Origin of the sequence: Acidovorax sp., from assembly GCF_046339755.1 — a bacterium.
Taxonomy (GTDB): domain Bacteria; phylum Pseudomonadota; class Gammaproteobacteria; order Burkholderiales; family Burkholderiaceae_C; genus Acidovorax.
Map to the genome: position 1 here is coordinate 20692 of NZ_JBKDTZ010000305.1, position 16347 is coordinate 37038.

The 16347-nt window shown below is 68.3% G+C and carries 13 protein-coding genes; 2 read left to right on the forward strand and 11 right to left on the reverse strand.

Translation table 11 applies throughout. The features are described 5' to 3' along the window. From ACK59X_RS26160 to ACK59X_RS26210, 11 genes are all read right to left on the reverse strand, one after another. A complete protein-coding gene (locus ACK59X_RS26160) occupies positions 1 to 1131 on the reverse strand; it encodes a BMP family ABC transporter substrate-binding protein (protein ID WP_409961428.1) in 1131 nt (376 codons plus the stop codon). Between the two features lie 100 nt (positions 1132 to 1231). Beyond that, the gene (locus ACK59X_RS26165; RefSeq protein WP_409961429.1) at positions 1232 to 2806 is read right to left on the reverse strand and encodes a methyl-accepting chemotaxis protein; all 1575 of its coding nucleotides are present in this window, start codon (positions 2804 to 2806) and stop codon (positions 1232 to 1234) included. Positions 2807 to 2974: 168 nt separating this feature from the next. Next, positions 2975 to 4027, reverse strand: a complete 1053-nt coding sequence (locus ACK59X_RS26170) for an adenosine deaminase (RefSeq protein WP_409961431.1) — start codon at positions 4025 to 4027, stop codon at positions 2975 to 2977. Between the two features lie 156 nt (positions 4028 to 4183). Then, positions 4184 to 5356, reverse strand: a complete 1173-nt coding sequence (locus tag ACK59X_RS26175) for a BMP family ABC transporter substrate-binding protein (protein WP_409961432.1) — start codon at positions 5354 to 5356, stop codon at positions 4184 to 4186. Positions 5357 to 5524: 168 nt separating this feature from the next. Further along, complete coding sequence (locus ACK59X_RS26180; RefSeq protein WP_409961434.1) at positions 5525 to 6445, reverse strand: ABC transporter permease; 921 nt, start codon at positions 6443 to 6445, stop codon at positions 5525 to 5527. A 47-nt stretch (positions 6446 to 6492) separates the two neighbouring features. Further along, positions 6493 to 7566 carry an ABC transporter permease gene (locus tag ACK59X_RS26185; RefSeq protein WP_409961436.1) on the reverse strand — a complete coding sequence of 358 codons (1074 nt, stop codon included), beginning with the start codon at positions 7564 to 7566 and terminating at the stop codon, positions 6493 to 6495. Beyond that, complete coding sequence (locus ACK59X_RS26190; protein ID WP_409961438.1) at positions 7559 to 9151, reverse strand: ABC transporter ATP-binding protein; 1593 nt, start codon at positions 9149 to 9151, stop codon at positions 7559 to 7561. The genes ACK59X_RS26185 and ACK59X_RS26190 overlap by 8 nt, the downstream gene beginning before the upstream one ends. An 80-nt stretch (positions 9152 to 9231) precedes the next feature. Beyond that, on the reverse strand, positions 9232 to 10164 hold the full coding sequence (locus ACK59X_RS26195; protein ID WP_409961440.1) for a LysR family transcriptional regulator: 933 nt from the start codon (positions 10162 to 10164) through the stop codon (positions 9232 to 9234). Positions 10165 to 10348: 184 nt separating this feature from the next. After that, the gene (locus ACK59X_RS26200; protein WP_409961441.1) at positions 10349 to 10819 is read right to left on the reverse strand and encodes a nucleoside deaminase; all 471 of its coding nucleotides are present in this window, start codon (positions 10817 to 10819) and stop codon (positions 10349 to 10351) included. After that, on the reverse strand, positions 10816 to 11451 hold the full coding sequence (locus ACK59X_RS26205; RefSeq protein ID WP_409961442.1) for a flavin reductase family protein: 636 nt from the start codon (positions 11449 to 11451) through the stop codon (positions 10816 to 10818). Before ACK59X_RS26205 ends, ACK59X_RS26200 begins: the two co-directional genes overlap by 4 nt. Positions 11452 to 11534: 83 nt before the next feature. Continuing rightward, positions 11535 to 12206: a GntR family transcriptional regulator gene (locus tag ACK59X_RS26210; RefSeq protein ID WP_409961444.1), complete on the reverse strand. Its 672-nt coding sequence runs from the start codon at positions 12204 to 12206 to the stop codon at positions 11535 to 11537. A 201-nt stretch (positions 12207 to 12407) separates the two neighbouring features. Between ACK59X_RS26210 and xdhA the strand changes: the two genes are divergently transcribed. Together xdhA and xdhB are read left to right on the forward strand one after the other, a co-directional pair. Continuing rightward, positions 12408 to 13907: a xanthine dehydrogenase small subunit gene (gene xdhA, locus ACK59X_RS26215; protein WP_409961503.1), complete on the forward strand. Its 1500-nt coding sequence runs from the start codon at positions 12408 to 12410 to the stop codon at positions 13905 to 13907. Continuing rightward, complete coding sequence (xdhB, locus tag ACK59X_RS26220; RefSeq protein ID WP_409961445.1) at positions 13904 to 16345, forward strand: xanthine dehydrogenase molybdopterin binding subunit; 2442 nt, start codon at positions 13904 to 13906, stop codon at positions 16343 to 16345. The genes xdhA and xdhB overlap by 4 nt, the downstream gene beginning before the upstream one ends. Positions 16346 to 16347: the final 2 nt, after the last annotated feature.

The following is a 16347-nucleotide window of genomic DNA, read 5'->3' on the forward strand; positions in this document are numbered from 1 at the left end:
CTAGTGGCTGAGTTTGCCCTGCACGCCTTCGGCAAGCCAGTTCATCTTGAGGATCTGCTCGTCGCCGAGCACCTGGCCGGCCGCGATGACCTCGCGGCCTTCGTTGTCGCGCACGGGCGCCTTGCCGGCGCGGAACGGGTGCAGCGTGCCCGCGCCCACGGCCTTCTGCGCGGCCAGCACTTCCTCCTGCACGGCCCTGGGCACCTTGGGGCCGAAGTCGCCCACGCGGATCAGGCCTTCGCGCACGCCCCCCCACAAGGTGCCGCTCTTCCAGGTGCCGGCCTGCACCGCGCGCACGCGCTCGGTGTAGTACTTGCCCCATTGGTGGGTGACGGCAACGATCTGTGCGTCGGGTCCGGCACTGCGCATGTCGGAATGGTAGGCCACGGCCATCTTGCCGCGCTCCTGGGCCGCGGCCATCACGGCGGTGGAGCCGGCGTGGAAGGCGATCACGTCCACGTCCTGGTTGAACAGCACCATGGCGGCGTCGCGCTCCTTGGGCGGATCGAACCAGACGTTGAGCCACACCACCTTGACCGTCGCCTTGGGGTTGACCGAGCGCATGCCCAGGGTGAAGGCGTTCAGGCCCTGCAGCACCTCGGGGATGGGAAAGCCCGCCACGTAGCCGGCCACGCCGGTCTTGCTCATGCGGCCGGCGGCGATGCCGGCGAGGTAGCGGCCCTCGTAGTAGCGCGCGTTGGCGGCGGCCACGTTGGCGGCGGTCTTGTAGCCGGTGATGGACTCGAACTTCACGTTCGGGTAGTCCTGCGCGACCTTGAGCGTCGGCTCCATGTAGCCGAAGCTCGGCGTGAAGATGATCTGGTGCCCCGTGGCCGCCAGGTCGCGGATCACGCGTTCGGCGTCGGCGCCCTCGGCCACGTTCTCGACGAAGCTGGTCTTGACGTCCTTGCCCAGCGCCGCTTCCACGGCCTTGCGGCCCTCGTCGTGCTGCTTCGTCCAGCCGGCCTCGGTAATGGGCGAGACATAGACAAAGCCGGCCTTGACGGGCGCCGCGCCGGCGGCTGCAGGCGCGTTCTTGCTGGATTGGGACAAGGCGGGGGAGATGGAAACGGCGCCGAACAGCGCACTCACACAGACCGCACGCAGTGCGGTGGCGAGGTTTTTATACATGGTAGTCCTCTACATGGTCCCGAGACAGAAAAAGCAAAAGGCTGCCGGGACAGCAGCCTTTGCGGGCGATCATTGTAACCAGTTGCGCGTTTTTTGGCGCTCAATGCAGGCGCAATGTGCCGGTGGCAGCACCCAGGCGGAAGGCCCCCACCACGTCCGCCAGGCGGGCGGCCTGGTCCTTCAGGCTCTCGGCCGCGGCCGTGGACTCTTCCACCAGCGCCGCGTTCTGCTGCGTCATCTGGTCGAGCTGGTTCACGGCCACGTTGACCTGGCCGATGCCCTGGCTCTGCTCCGAGGCCGCGGCGCTGATCTCGCCGATGATGTCGGTCACGCGGCGCACGGAGCTGACGATCTCGTCCATGGTGCTGCCCGCGTTCTGCACCAGGGCGGCACCCGATTCCACCTTCTCGACCGACTGGCCGATCAGGGTCTTGATCTCCTTGGCCGCCTCGGCGCTGCGCTGCGCCAGGCTGCGCACGTCGCTGGCCACGCCGGCTAAGCCGCGGCCCTGTTCGCCCGCACGCGCCGCGTCCACCGCCGCGTTCAGTGCCAGGATGTGGGTCTGGAAGGCGATGCCATCGATGGTGCCGATGATGTCGCTGATCTTCTTGCTGCTGGCGTTGATCGCGTCCATGGTGCTCACCACCTGGGCCACGACCTCGCCGCCGCGCTGCGCCACCTGGGCGGCCGATGCGGCCATCTGGTTGGCCTGCACGGCCGAGTCGGCGCTCTGGCGCACGGTGCTGGTGAGCTCTTCCATGGAGGCGGCCGTCTCCTCCAGGTTGCTGGCGGTCTGCTCGGTGCGCGCGCTCAGGTCCTGGTTGCCGACGGCGATCTGCGCGCTGGCCGTGGAGATGCTGTCCACCACGCCGCGCACCTGCTGCAGCGAGCCGTGCAGCGCGCTGCGCATGGCGTCGAGCGAGCGCAGCAGGTGGCCGGTTTCGTCGTTGGCATAGCTGGCCTGGGGGCTGCCGGTCAGGTCCATGTTGGCGATGGACTCGGCAATCGCCTCGGCCTTGCGCAGCGGGCGCGTGATGCTGGCAGCCAGCAGCCAGGCCAGCAGGGCACCGAGCACCAGGGAGACGGCTGTGCACACATAGAGCAGCATGGTGGTCTGCGAGCGCAGTTCCTCGGCGCGCGTGCCTGCGGCATCCAGGTCGGCGCGCTGGGCATCGACCAGCTGCTGCACGCCGGCCAGGTAGTCGCGCGACGTGGGCTCGAACCGCTCCGTGAACACCTTGCCTGCATTCTCGGCATCGCCGGCCTGCTTGAATTTGCTCACCTCTTCGCGGGCGGCCAGGTAGGCCTTGCGCAATTCACCCACCTTGGTGAACAGTTCCTTCTCGGCGCGCGTGTCCATCTTCGATTCGATGAACTTCTGCAGCTCGTTGGTCTGGCTGATCGATGCGGCCGTGGCGGGCGCAAAGTAGGCAATCAGCGATGCATCGCTGCTCTTGGCGATGGCGGCGGCGCGCTGCACACCCGAGGTGGTGTGGCGCAGCCAGTCGGCACCGGCACGCTCGACCTGGATGTTGTCGTTGACCATGGTGTCGATCTCGGTGCCCAGTTGGCCCAGACGGACCACGGCCACGTTGGAACTGAGCAGGAACAGGGCAAGAATCACACCGAGCACCAGGGTCAGGCGCTTGCCGATGGACAGCTGATTGAGAAACATGGGGAAGGCTCCGGCCAGGAAGGGGCGTGGGTTGCGCAAAAAAATACGGCCCCCAGGGGCCGCATTCAGCAGTGCCAGCACCTCACGGGAGCCAACGAATGCTTACATAAAGTTGAATTATAGGGTTTACCCTGAATTTTTGCACCCCTGTGGTGCCTGCGCCCCGGATCAGTAGTCGTGCTCCATGAAGCGCTCGAAGCGCTCCTTGAGCTTGTGCTCCCACACGCGCTTGTCGGCGTTGCCAGCAAAGCTGGCTTCGAAGCTGTTGAACGCCAACTGGTAGGCATGGCGCACCGTCATGCCGGTGGCGGCGAACACCTCGGTGAAGTTGTCGTTGATGTAGCCGCCGAAGTAGGCCGGGTCGTCGGAGTTGACGGTGGCGGCCAGGCCCGCATCGAGCAGTTTCGCCAAGTTGTGGTCGGCGAGGTTGGGGAACACGCACAGCTTCTGGTTGGACAGCGGGCAGACGGTGAGCGCGATGCGGTCCTGCGCCAGGCGCTGCATCAAGGCGGCGTCGTGCACGGCCTGCACGCCGTGGTCGATGCGCTCGACCTTGAGCACGTCCAGGGCGCTCCAGATGTAGGCAGGCGGCCCCTCCTCGCCCGCGTGGGCCACGAGGTGCAGGCCCAGCTCTCGGCAGCGCGCGAACACGCGCGCGAACTTCTCGGGGGGGTTGCCGACCTCGCTGCTATCGAGGCCCACGCCGACGATCTTGCCCAGGAAGGGCTGGGCCTGCTCCAGGGTCTCGAAGGCCGACTCTTCGCTCAGGTGCCGCAGGAAGCACAGGATCAGCGTGGCGCTGATCCCGAGGTCCGCCTTCGCATCCACGCAGGCGCGGTGCAGGCCGTTGATCGCCGTTTCCATGGCCACGCCGCGCTCGGTATGGGTCTGCGGGTCGAAGAAGAGTTCGGTGTGCAGCACGTTGTCGGCCGCGGCACGCACCAGGTAGGCGCGCGCCATGTCGTAGAAGTCCTGCTCGTGCAACAGCACGCTGGCGCCCGCGTAGTAGATGTCGAGAAAGCTCTGCAGGTTGGTGAAGGCATAGGCGCTGCGCAGCGCCTCCACGCTCGGGTACGGCAGGCTGAGGCCATTGCGCTCTGCCAGCGCGAAGATCAGCTCGGGCTCCAGCGATCCCTCGATGTGGATGTGCAACTCGGCCTTGGGCATGGCGCGCAGGAGCTCGGGAATGCGGGCCGCGGGGATGGGTGGGACTTTGAACATCGTGTGGGCTCCAGGGCGGATTCGTCCGCGCGTCGTAATGCAGGCATGATGCACCGACTGTGGCGCTTTTGAAAAGAAAAGGGCCGCACGGAGCGGCCCTTTGTTGCGGCGGCACCCGCCGGCACAGGGCCGCGGGCTGCTTGGCGGGTTGTTGGCTTACTTCTTTTCGGCGCCGGGGATCTTGCCTTCCACGCCCTTGACGTAGAAGTTCACGCCGCTCAGGAACTTGTCGTCGGCCACGGTGTCCTTGGCGACCACTTCCTTGCCGTCCTGGCCCACGATGGGGCCCTTCCAGATCTGGAAGCTGCCGTCGGCCAGGCCCTTCTTGACCGCTTCCACCTTGGCCTTGGTGTCTGCAGGCACGTCTTCGGCGATGGAGACGATGTCGATCGCGCCTTCCTTCACGCCCCACCAGCTCTGGCCCGTGGCCCAGGTGCCTTCCAGCGCGTCCTTGGTGGCCTTGATGTAGTACGGGCCCCAGTTGATCACGGCCGATGCCAGGTGGGCCTTGGGGCCGTAGGCGGTCATGTCGCTGTCCCAGCCGAAGGCGCGCTTGCCCTTTTCCTGGGCGGTCTTGAGCACGGCGGGCGAGTCGGTGTTCTGGAACAGCACGTCGGCGCCGCCGTTGATCAGCGAGGTCGCGGCTTCGGTTTCCTTGGGTGGGCTGAACCATTCGTTGACCCAGACCACCTTGGTCTTGACCTTGGGGTTGACCGATTGCGCTCCCAGCGTGAAGCTGTTGATGTTGCGGATCACTTCGGGGATCGGCACCGAGCCCACTACGCCCAGCGTGTTGCTCTTGGTCATGGCGCCGGCGATCACGCCGGCCATGTAGGCGCCTTCGTAGGTGCGGCTGTCGTAGGTGCGCACGTTGTCGGCGGTCTTGTAGCCGGTGGCGTGCTCGAACTTCACGTCCTTGAAGTCGGGGGCGATCTTCTGGATCGACTCCATGTAGCCGAAGGTGGTGACGAAGATCAGCTTGTTGCCCTGGCCGGCCAGGTCGCGCAGCACGCGCTCGGCGTCGGCGGACTCGGGCACGCTCTCGACGAAGCTGGTCACGACCTTGTCGCCGAATTCCTTCTCGATGGCCTTGCGGCCGTTGTCATGGGCGAAGGACCAGCCGCCGTCGCCCACCGGGCCGACGTAGGCGAACGCGATCTTCAGCGGCTCGGGCTTGGGCGCGGGGGCCGATGCCACGGGCGCCGGGGCCGGCGCGGCAGCAGGCGCCGGTGCCGGCTCTTCCTTCTTGCCACAGCCCGCCAGCGCGGCGGCCGCAACGGCGGTCAGCGCAGCCATCTTGAGCATGGAGCGTTTCTGCAGATCAGTCATGTCGGTTCCTTATAAGAAGAAGGAGTTTGCAAGGTTGGGGACGAAGACGGTGATTATGGGGCGATCTACCGGGCGGTAACCAAAGGTTTTCAACGGGACGCGCCGGGGAGCCGGATGCAAGATCCAAGCCGGGGCACCTGCTGGCGCCCCCCACCCCGGCATCCACCGTCATGAACCGGGATAGAAAGGCTTGCCCAGCGATGCCGGCATGTTGATGCGGATCCAGGCCGGATTGCGCGAGATCAGGGCCAGCACCACGATGGTGGCCACGTAGGGCAGCATGCTCAGCAACGGGCTGGCCAGTTGCACGCCCGTGGCCTGCAGGTGGAACTGCAGCATGGTCACGCCGCCGAACAGGTAGGCGCCGAGCAGCACGCGCGCCGGGCGCCAGGTGGCGAAGGTGGTCAGCGCCAGCGCGATCCAGCCGCGACCGGCCACCATGCCCTCGACCCACAGGGGCGTGTAGACGGTGGAGATGTAGGCCCCCGACAAGCCGCACAGCGCGCCGCCGGCCACCACGGCGGCCAGGCGGATGCGGCGCACCGGGTAGCCCAGGGCATGGGCCGACTCGGGCGACTCGCCCACCGAGCGCAGCACCAGGCCGGCGCGCGAGCGGTACAGGAACCAGATCAGCGCGGCCACCAGCAGCATGGTGAGGTAGACCACCGGGTGCTGCTGGAACAGCGCGGGGCCGAGCAGGGGGATGTCGGCCAGGCCGGGGATGGCGTACTTGGGCATCTCGGGCAGCTTGGCCTGCACGTAGCTGATGCCCAGGAAGGCCGAGAAGCCCACGCCGAAGAGGCTGAGCGCCAGGCCCGTGGCGTACTGGTTGGTGTTGAGCCAGATCACCAGCACGCCGAAGATGGCGGCCAGCACGGCACCGGCGGCCATGCCGGCCGCAAAGCCCAGCCAGCTGTTGCCGGTGTGCACCACGGTGGCAAAGCCGGCAATCGCGGCGCAGAGCATCATGCCCTCGGCCCCGAGGTTGACGACGCCGGCCTTCTCGTTGATCAACAGGCCCAGGGCCGCGATGGCCAGGACGGTGCCCGCGCTCAGCGTGGAGCCCAGGAGCAATGCATAGGATTCCATGTCTCAAGCCTCCTTGTGGGTCGGGAAAGTGGTGGAGGGGGAGTGGCTCATGCTGCGGCTCCCTTGGCACCCACCCAGCGCACGCGGTAGGCGATCAGCGTGTCGCAGGCCAGCAGCGTAAACAGCAGCAGGCCCTGGAACACGCCGGTGAGCGACTTGGGCAGGCCCAGGCGCGATTGCGCGAGTTCACCGCCGATGTAGAACATGCTCATCAGGATGGCCGAGAGCACCATGCCCACCGGGTGCAGCCGCCCGACGAAGGCGACGATGATGGCCGCGAAGCCGTAGCCCGCCGGCACATAGGGCGTGAGCTGGCCGATGGGGCCGGCCACTTCGAGCGCGCCGGCCAGGCCGGCGGCCCCGCCGGAGATCAGCAGTGCCACCCACAGCGCCCGGCGCGAGGAGAAGCCCGCGTAGCGCGCCGCGGCTGGTGCCAGACCGCCCACCTGCTGGGCAAAGCCGGCCCGCGTGCGGAACAGGAAGACCCAGAGCGCGGCCGCACCAGCCAGGGCCAGCAGCAGGCCGATGGACACACGCGAGCCCTGCATCAGGCGCGGGATCTGCGTCACGCGCTCGAAGGTCTTGGTCTGCGGGAAGTTGTAGCCCATCGGGTCCTTCCACGGCCCGTAGACCAGGTAGCCCAGCACCAGCGTGGCGACATAGACCAGCATCAGGCTGACCAGGATCTCGCTGGCGTTGAACTTGTCACGCAGCAACGCGGTGAGCCCGGCCCAGGCCATGCCGCCAAGCACGCCGGCCACCAGGATGGCCGGCACGATCCAGGGGCCGGTGGTCTTGTCGGCCATGAGGGCCACGCCGCCCGCGACCACGGCGCCGATGACGAATTGCCCCTCGGCACCGATGTTCCAGACGGTGGAGCGAAAGCACACGGCCAGGCCCAGCGCGATGAGCAGCAGCGGCGTGGCCTTGACCAGGAGTTCGCCGATGGCGTAGGGCGTCTTGATCGGCTCCCAGAAGAAGATCTGCAGTGCGCGCACGGGGTCCTTGCCCAGGGCGGCAAAAAGGAGGATCCCGATCAGCACGGTGAAGGCCAGCGCCAGCAGCGGCGAGCCGAAGGTCCACAGCCGCGAGGCCTGGGGGCGGGGTTCAAGCTTAAGCATGCTGCAGCCCTCCCACGGCCGAAGCCCGTTCTGCCTGCGCCAGGTGGGCCTGCACATCGGCATGCCACAGGCCGCTCATCCATTCGCCGATGCGCTCCACCGTGGCTTCGGCGCGCGGCACCGAAGGCGACAGGTGGCCCTTGGCCACCACATGCAGCCGATCGCAGATCTCGAACAATTCGTCCAGCTCCTCACTGACCACCAGCACGGCACAGCCGGCATCGCGCAGCGCCAGGATGGAGCCCCGGATCTGCGCGGCCGCGCCCACGTCCACACCCCAGGTGGGTTGCGAGACGATGAGCAGCCGCGGTTTCGCATCGATCTCGCGGCCGACGATGAATTTCTGCAGGTTGCCGCCCGCCAGCGACTTGGCCGGCGAATGCGGGCCGCCAGCCTTCACGTTGAAGCGTTCGATGAGGACGCGCGCATGCGCTTCGAGCGCACCCACCTTGATCCAGCCGCTGCGCGCCACCGAGTTGGTGCGCGTGAGCAGCAGGTTGTGCGCCAGGCCCATGGTGGGCACGGCGCCGCGGCCCAGGCGCTCCTCGGGCACGAAATGCAGGCCCAGCGCACGCCGCCGGGCCGGGCCCATGCGGCCCGCGTTCTGCCCCGCGACCTGGATGCTGGCGGGCGCGGCGCGCTGGTCCTCGCCCGACAGGGCGTAGAGCAGTTCCTTTTGCCCATTGCCCGAGACACCGGCAATGCCGACCACCTCGCCGGCCCGCACCACGAAGGACAGGTCCACCAGGTCCACGCCGAACTGGTCGGCGCGCGGCAGCGACAGGCCCTGCACGCTGAGCACGGTGGCACCGGTCTGCACCTCGCGGTGCATGAGCGCCAGCGGCTCGGCGCCGATCATCAGGCGCGAGAGCGAGGCATTCGATTCCTCGGCCGGGTTGCACACGCCCGTGACCTTGCCGCCGCGCAGCACGGTGCAGGCGGTGCACAGCGCGCGGATCTCGTGCAGCTTGTGGCTGATGTAGAGGATGCTGCAGCCCTCGGAGGCGAGCTTGCGCAGCACCACGAACAGCTTTTCCACCGCCTGGGGCGTGAGCACCGAGGTGGGCTCGTCCAGGATCAGCACCTTGGGGTTGGTGAGCAGCGCACGGATGATCTCCACGCGCTGCATCTCGCCCACGCTGAGCGTGTGCACCGGGCGCAGCGGGTCGATATCGAGGCCGTACTCCGCCGCCTTGGCACGGATGCGCTCGGTCACCTCGGCCAGGGCCTGGCTCTTGTCCAGGCCGAGCCAGACGTTCTCGGCCACCGTGAGGGTATCGAACAGGCTGAAGTGCTGGAACACCATGGCGATGCCCAGGGCCCGCGCTTCCTGCGGGTTGCGCACCTGCACGGCCTGGCCGTTGAAGTGCACGCTGCCCTCGTCGGGCTTGACCGAGCCGTAGATGATCTTCATCAGCGTGGACTTGCCCGCGCCGTTCTCGCCCAGCACGGCATGGATCTCGCCAGGCTGCACCGTGAGGGAGACGCCGCTGTTGGCCACCACGGCGGGATAGCGCTTGGTGATGCCTGTGAGCTGCAGCCGGGGCGCCACGCCCGGGGCATTGGAAAGAGGTGGTGAACTCATGCGGGGGATTGTCTCTCAGTTTGGTGGGTCGTTATAGGGATAAAACTGCCTGCCATCGCTTGTTCAGCATGACTGCAAAGCTATTCTTTTCGTAGCGACGCAGCCACGCCTTTCACGCATTCGCGCAGCCACACGGCAGCGGCCGAGTGGTGCGTGCGGGCATGCCACAGCTGGTAGTACATGAGGCGCGGGAACTCCACCGGGCTCGGCAGGATGGCCAGCGGCAGGTGGTCCACATAGCGCTCGCAGAACTGGCGCCCGGTGGTCATCACAAGCAAGCTCGATGCCACGATGGGCGGGATGGCACTGAAATGCGCGCAGCGCGCGGTGATGTTGCGGGCCAGGCCCAGGCCGTCGAGGTGCACGTCGATCACGCCGCGCGCGCCGGGGTGGGTGGGCGTGGGTGCGATGTGCTCGGCGGCCAGCCAGCTCTCGGCGTCCCAGCCACGGCGTACCGCGGGATGGTCGCGGTTCACGAGGCACACCACCTCGTCGCCGAACAGGCGGCCCATGTGCAGGTCGTCCGGGGGCTGCGGCCAGTTGCCGATGACCACGTCCACATCGCCCTGCGCCAGGTGCGCGTGGTAGTGCGTGTCGCCCGACAGGGGCAGGATCTCGATCGGGCACAGCGGTGCCTCGACCTTGATGCGCGCCACCAGCTGGGGCAAAAACAGCGGGTCCAGGTAGTCATGGGCCGCCACGCGGAAGGTGCGGGTGGCGGTGCGCGGATCGAAGCCGCGCGCATCGGAGAACAGGGCCTCGGCCGAACGCAGGATGGCGCCCGCGGGCTCCACCATGCGCAGTGCGGCGTCGGTGGGCATCATGCTGGCGCCCGAACGCACCAGCAACGGATCGCCGGCCAGGTCGCGCAGCCGCTTGAGCGCGGCCGACACCGCCGGCTGGTGCATGCCCAGGCGGATGGCTGCCCTCGATACGCTGCGTTCAGTCAACACGGTGTGCAAGACCCTTATGAGATGGAGGTCTATCTTGTCGAAAAGGGCGTGGTCTCGCATACAGGGGCCTGCATTCTTGTCATACGCCATCACGTATGCCGCCCTGCGCGATGGGATGCGATGCGCTGCGCGGTGGGGGCTGTGGGGCGCTGTGGGGTGGGCGAAAAAGTGTCGGCGCACTGTACACCGCACACCCGCTGCGGCGTGCCCCTGGAAATCCCTGTGCAGGCCCGCAGGCCCGGGGTCAGGCTCCGCGCAATGCAGCCGCGGCTTCGTCGCGCAGCAGGCCGCCTTGCACGGCCACGGGTGGGCGCGCCTGTGCCAGCAACTCGGCGCAGGGCGTGGCCAGTTGCGGCCCACTCAGCGTCTGCGCAATATCGTCCTGGCTCGCGGCGTACACCACTCGCGCGATGCCGGCCCAGAACATGGCGCCGGCACACATGGCGCAGGGCTCACCGCTGGCGAACACGGTGGCGCCACGCAGGGCCCCGGCACCGAGTGCAGCCGATGCTTCGCGCACCAGCACCATCTCGGCGTGGCCCGTGCAGTCCTGCGTGGTGTTCTGGTTGTTGCGGGCGGTGAACAGCACCTCACCGCGGGGCGATGCCAGCGTGGCACCGAACGGGTTGTCGCCCGCAGCCAGCGCCTGGCGCGAGGCCGCGATGGCCTGCTGCATGGCGGCATGGTCCTGATCGCTGAACACGGTCGGGCTCATATCTCGTCGATGGCCGTGCTGCGCGCCTGCGCAGGCGCCTCGGCGCCGATGGCAAAGCGCTCGCCGGTCTTCACGTAGAAGCTCGCGCCGAAGCGCCCCACGGGGTGGAAGTCCTGCAGGCGCACGCGCCAGCGCTCGGTGTCCACCAGGCCGTCGCGCACGGCGAGCCATTGCACGCGGCCGATGAAGACGTAGCGGCTGGCGGTCTCCAGCGTCTCGTGCAGCACGCATTCGAAGGCCACGGGCGCCTCGGCGATGCGCGGCGGCGCCACGCTGCGCGAGGGCACGGGCGTGAGCCCGGCGTGCGCCAGCTCGCTTTCATCGGGGGGCAGGCTGTCGCCGCAGGCATGCATCTGCGCGGCCATGGCCTCGTCGGTGATGTGCACCACGAACTCGCCGCTGCGCAGGATGTTGGCCGCCGTGTCCTTGAGCAGGCCGTCCTTGAGGCGGTTGATGCTGACCATGACCACTGGCGGGTCTTCGCCCAGCATGTTGAACATGCTGAATGGCGCCGCGTTCACCGTGCCGTCCGCGCCCAGCGTGGTGATGAGCGCGATCGGGCGCGGCACGATCAGGCTGGCCATGAGCTTGTAGCGCTGGTAGGCGTCCAGCTGCGCGAAATCGATGTCCATGGCCCGTCTTATGAAAAATCGTATACAAAATTTTAACCAAATTATCCTAAGAAAGTTTATTTAGATATGAAACGTATACGATTTCATCCATCCGACGGCAGGCGCAGGCGGGCCTCCAGCGCCAGCAGATGGCGGTCCATGGCGGCGGCGGCGGCGTCGCCATCGCGCAGGGCCAGCCACTCGACCAGCTGTTCGTGCTCCTCGTGCTCACAGGTGGCTTCGCCGGGCGCCTCGTACAGCGCGACGATGAGCGAGCAGCGCGTCATCAGCTCGGTCAGGATGCGCTGCAGCTCGGCATTGCCCGACAGCTCTGCCAGCGCCAGGTGGAAGCCGCCCGCCAGTGCCACCCAGCGCGCATGGTCCTGCTGGTGCAGGGCCTCGTGCTCGGCGCGCAGGCGCTGCGTGAGACGCTGCACCTCGCCATGCGTGATGCGCGCGGCCACCATGCGCACGATACCGGCCTCGACCACGCGCCGCGCGGCGAAGATGTCGCGCGTCTCCTTCGGGCCGGGGCGGGCCACGGTGGCCCCCTTGTTGGGCACGATGTCCAAAATGCGCAGCTCGGCCAGCCGGTGCAGGGCCTGGCGCACCACGGTGCGGCTCACGGCAAAGCGCTCGCACAGCGCGGGCTCGCCCAGGCGCTCGCCTGGGCGCAGCCGGCCATGCATCACGGCGTCGAGCACGGCCTCATAGACCGGCTGGTCCAGGGTGGCGGCAGGCATGGCCTTTGCAGCGGCGGATTTGCGGGGGGGCATGGCAGCGGGCATGGGCGGTTGCAGGCAGGACAAAACGGTGAACAATGGGGCTGCGGCAGTGTATCCAGCAGAGGCCGAGCCGAGCCGCCCCATAGCGCGGCAGGCATCCCCGTTATACGCTCCGGCATATGCGTTCCCTCGCAGGCGCGCATACGCTCTGGGTACGAAGAGTTGTCCGTTTTGAGCACCCAACGCATGACGATGATGACCCACCGACCTCTCCGCTTCATCCGCCGCGGCCAGACCGCGGCGCTGCACGATGTACCGCCCGACCGCACGCTGCTCGAAGTGCTGCGCGAGGACCTGGGCTGCACGGGCACCAAGGAGGGCTGCGGCGAGGGCGACTGCGGTGCCTGCACGGTGGTACTGGGCGAAGAGCGCGACGGCAAGCTGCACTACAGCGCCGTGAACAGCTGCATCCGCCTGGCGCATTCGGTGGACGGCATGGCACTGTGGACCGTGGAAGACCTGGCCGAGGACCCGCTGATCCGCCCCGCCGGCCCGGCAGCGCCGGAGGACAAATCCATCACGCTGCACCCGGCGCAAGAGGCCATGGTGCAGTGCCATGGCTCGCAGTGCGGCTTCTGCACGCCGGGCTTCGTGATGAGCCTGTTCGGCATGTACCAGAACCATGTGTGCCACGGCCAGCCCATCACACGCGCACTGGCGCAGGAGGAACTCTCGGGCAACCTGTGCCGCTGCACGGGCTACCGCCCCATCCTCGACGCGGCCCAGCAGATGGCCGCCCTGCCCCCCGTGGCTGTGGACGAAGCACAACTGCTGCGCCAACTGGCGCAGCTGCAGGCCCCGGCGGGCGACGGCACGGCCTACCTGGCCCCGACCACCCTGCCCGCCCTGCTGGCCGCGCGCGCCGCGCACCCCGGCGCCCAGGTGGTGGCCGGCTGCACCGACGTGGGGCTGTGGGTCACCAAGATGCACAAGCAGTACGCCCAGGTGCTGGACGTGACGCGCGCAGCCGAGCTGCTGCAGCTTGCTGAAGACGAACACCAGATACGCATCGGGGCAGCGGTGTCGCTGACCGATGCGTTTGCGGCGCTCGTGCGCCAATGGCCCCACTTGCACAGCTTTGCCACGCGCTTCGCCGGGCTGCCGGTACGCAACTCGGGCACGCTGGGCGGCAACGTGGCCAATGGCTCGCCCATCGGGGATTCGATGCCGCTCCTGATCGCGCTGCGCGCGCAGATCGTGCTGGCCAGCGTGCGCGGCGAGCGCAGCTTGCCCCTGGAAGACCTGTACACCGGCTACCGCCAGAACGTGATGGCGCCGGACGAGTTGCTGGTGCGCATCATCGTGCCACGCCCCGGGGTGACCGAGGCCTTGCGCGCCTACAAGATTTCCAAGCGCTTTGACGACGACATATCGGCCGTGTGCCTGGTGGTGAACCTCGACATCGAGGCCGGCGTGGTGCGCCGCGCCAGCATTGGCGCGGGCGGCGTGGCCGCCACGCCGGCTCGGGCGCGGCAGACAGAGGCTGCCCTCACCGGCCAGCCCTGGTCGTCCCAGACCGTGAAGCAGGCCGCCGACGCCCTGCAGGCCGAGTTCAGCCCCATCTCCGACATGCGCGCCAGCGGCGCCTACCGCCGCACCGTGTTGGCCAGCCTGCTGCAGCGCTTCTGGCTGGAGAGCCTGGGCCAGGAGGCGGTGAGCGTGGAGAACTTCCGACTGGAGGCCGCCGTATGAACCAGCGTGACACCCTTCCCCTGAGCCGCGACGCGGTGGACGACCCCGTGGTGGTGGAGGCCGACGCACGGGCCGACCAGCCCGTGGAGGTGCCGCCCGAGGCCATACCCGCCCCGCTGCCGGCCAGCGCCGGCCTGCGCGCCATGGGGCACTCGCACATCCACGAAAGCGCGCGCGCCCAGGTGGCGGGCTTGGCCCATTACATCGACGACCTGCCCGAGATCAAGGGCACGCTGTACGCGGCGCCCATCCTCTCCACCGTGGCCCACGGCCGCCTGAACGGCGTGGACGCGAGCGCCGCACTGGCCCTGCCCGGCGTGCGCGGCGTGGTGCTGGCGGCCGACGTGCCAGGCGACAAGATGCTGGCCGCCTTTGCCCACGACGAGCCGGTGTTTGCCATGGACACGGTGCAGCACATCGGCCAGGTGATCGGCCTGGTGGTGGCCGACACGGTGATGCAGGCGCGCCGCGCGGTGCGCGCGGTGAAGCTCGACATCACGCCGCTGCCGGCCATCCTTTCGGTGCAGGATGCGCTGGCGGCCGAGAGCTATGTGCTGCCGCCGGTGTTCGTGCGCCGTGGCGATGCGGCGGCCGGCCTGGCCGGCTCGCAGCACCGGCTGGAAGGCACGTTCGAGGTCGGTGGGCAGGAGCATTTCTACCTCGAAGGCCAGATCGCCTATGCCATGCCGCTGGAGCAGCGCCAGTGGTGGGTGTACTCGAGCACCCAGCACCCGGGCGAGGTGCAGCACTGGGTATCGCATGCCCTGGGCATCGACAACCATGCGGTGCGCGTGGAGTGCCGGCGCATGGGCGGGGGCTTTGGCGGCAAGGAGACGCAGGCCGGGCACCTGGCCGTGTGGGCCGCGGTGGCGGCGCACAAGCTGGGCCGCCCCATCAAGCTGCGCCTGGACCGGGACGAGGACTTCATGGTCACCGGCAAGCGCCACCCGTTCGCCTACCGCTACGACGTGGGCTTCGACGGCACGGGCCGCATCACCGGGCTGAAGCTGCACATGGCGGCCAACTGCGGCTTCTCGGCCGACCTGTCGGGCCCCGTGGCCGACCGGGCGGTGTTCCACAGCGACAACGCCTACTACCTGAGCGACGTGGACATCGCCTCGTACCGCTGCAAGACCAATACCCAGAGCCACACCGCCTTCCGCGGCTTCGGCGGGCCGCAGGGCGTGGTCGTGATCGAGGCCATCCTGGGCGACATCGCGCGCGCCCTGGGACTGGACGCGCAGGACGTGCGCCTGCGCAACCTCTACGGCCGCGATGCGAGCGAGGGCCGCAACGTGACCCACTACCAGATGACCGTGGAGGACAACATCCTGCACGAGCTCATGCCCCAGCTGGAGCGCGACGCCAACTACCGCCAGCGCCAGGCCGCCATCGCGGCCTGGAACGCCACCAGCCCGGTGCTCAAGCGGGGCCTGGCGATCACGCCGGTCAAGTTCGGCATCAGCTTCACGGCCACGCTGTTCAACCAGGCTGGTGCGCTGGTGCACGTGTACACCGACGGCAGCGTGCAGGTGAACCATGGCGGCACTGAAATGGGCCAGGGCCTGCATACCAAGGTGGCGCAGATCGTGGCCGACGAGCTGGGCGTGCCGCTGCAGCGCGTGCTGGTGACGGCCAGCGACACCAGCAAGGTGCCCAATGCCAGCGCCACCGCTGCTTCCAGCGGCACCGACCTGAATGGCCGTGCGGCCCAGTTCGCGGCGCGCCATGGGCGCGACAACCTGGCGGCCTATGTCTGCGGGCTCGATGGCTGCGGCGCGGGCGCGATCCAGTTCGCGGGCGGGCAGGTGATCTCTCCCAAGAAGGTGCGCGCCTTCGACGACGTGGTCAAGGAGGCGTACGCCAACCGCATCCAGCTGTGGAGCGATGGTTTCTACCGCACGCCCAAGATCCACTACGACAAGACCACGCTCACGGGCCGGCCGTTCTACTACTTCTCGTACGGCGCGGCCTGCAGCGAGGTGGTGATCGACACCCTGACCGGCGAGAGCCGCGTGATCGCCGTGGACATCCTGCACGACGTGGGCCACAGCATCAACCCGGCCATCGACATCGGCCAGATCGAAGGCGGCTTCGTGCAGGGCATGGGCTGGCTCACCACCGAGCAACTGGTGTGGAACGACAAGGGCTACCTGGCCACGCACGCCCCCAGCACCTACAAGATCCCGGCCACGGGCGACATCCCTGCGCATTTCCGCGTGAACCTGTGGCCCGAGGCCAACCGCGAGGACAACGTGGGCGGCAGCAAGGCCGTGGGCGAGCCGCCATTCATGCTGGCCATCAGCGTCTACGAGGCCCTGCGCAATGCCGTGGCTGCTGGGCGCGAGGCGGGCGAGAACGCGCAGGCCCCCGTGCGGCTGACAGCCCCGGCCACGGCCGAGAACGTGCTGCGCGCGCTGGGCAAGGTCAGCGGCTGAGG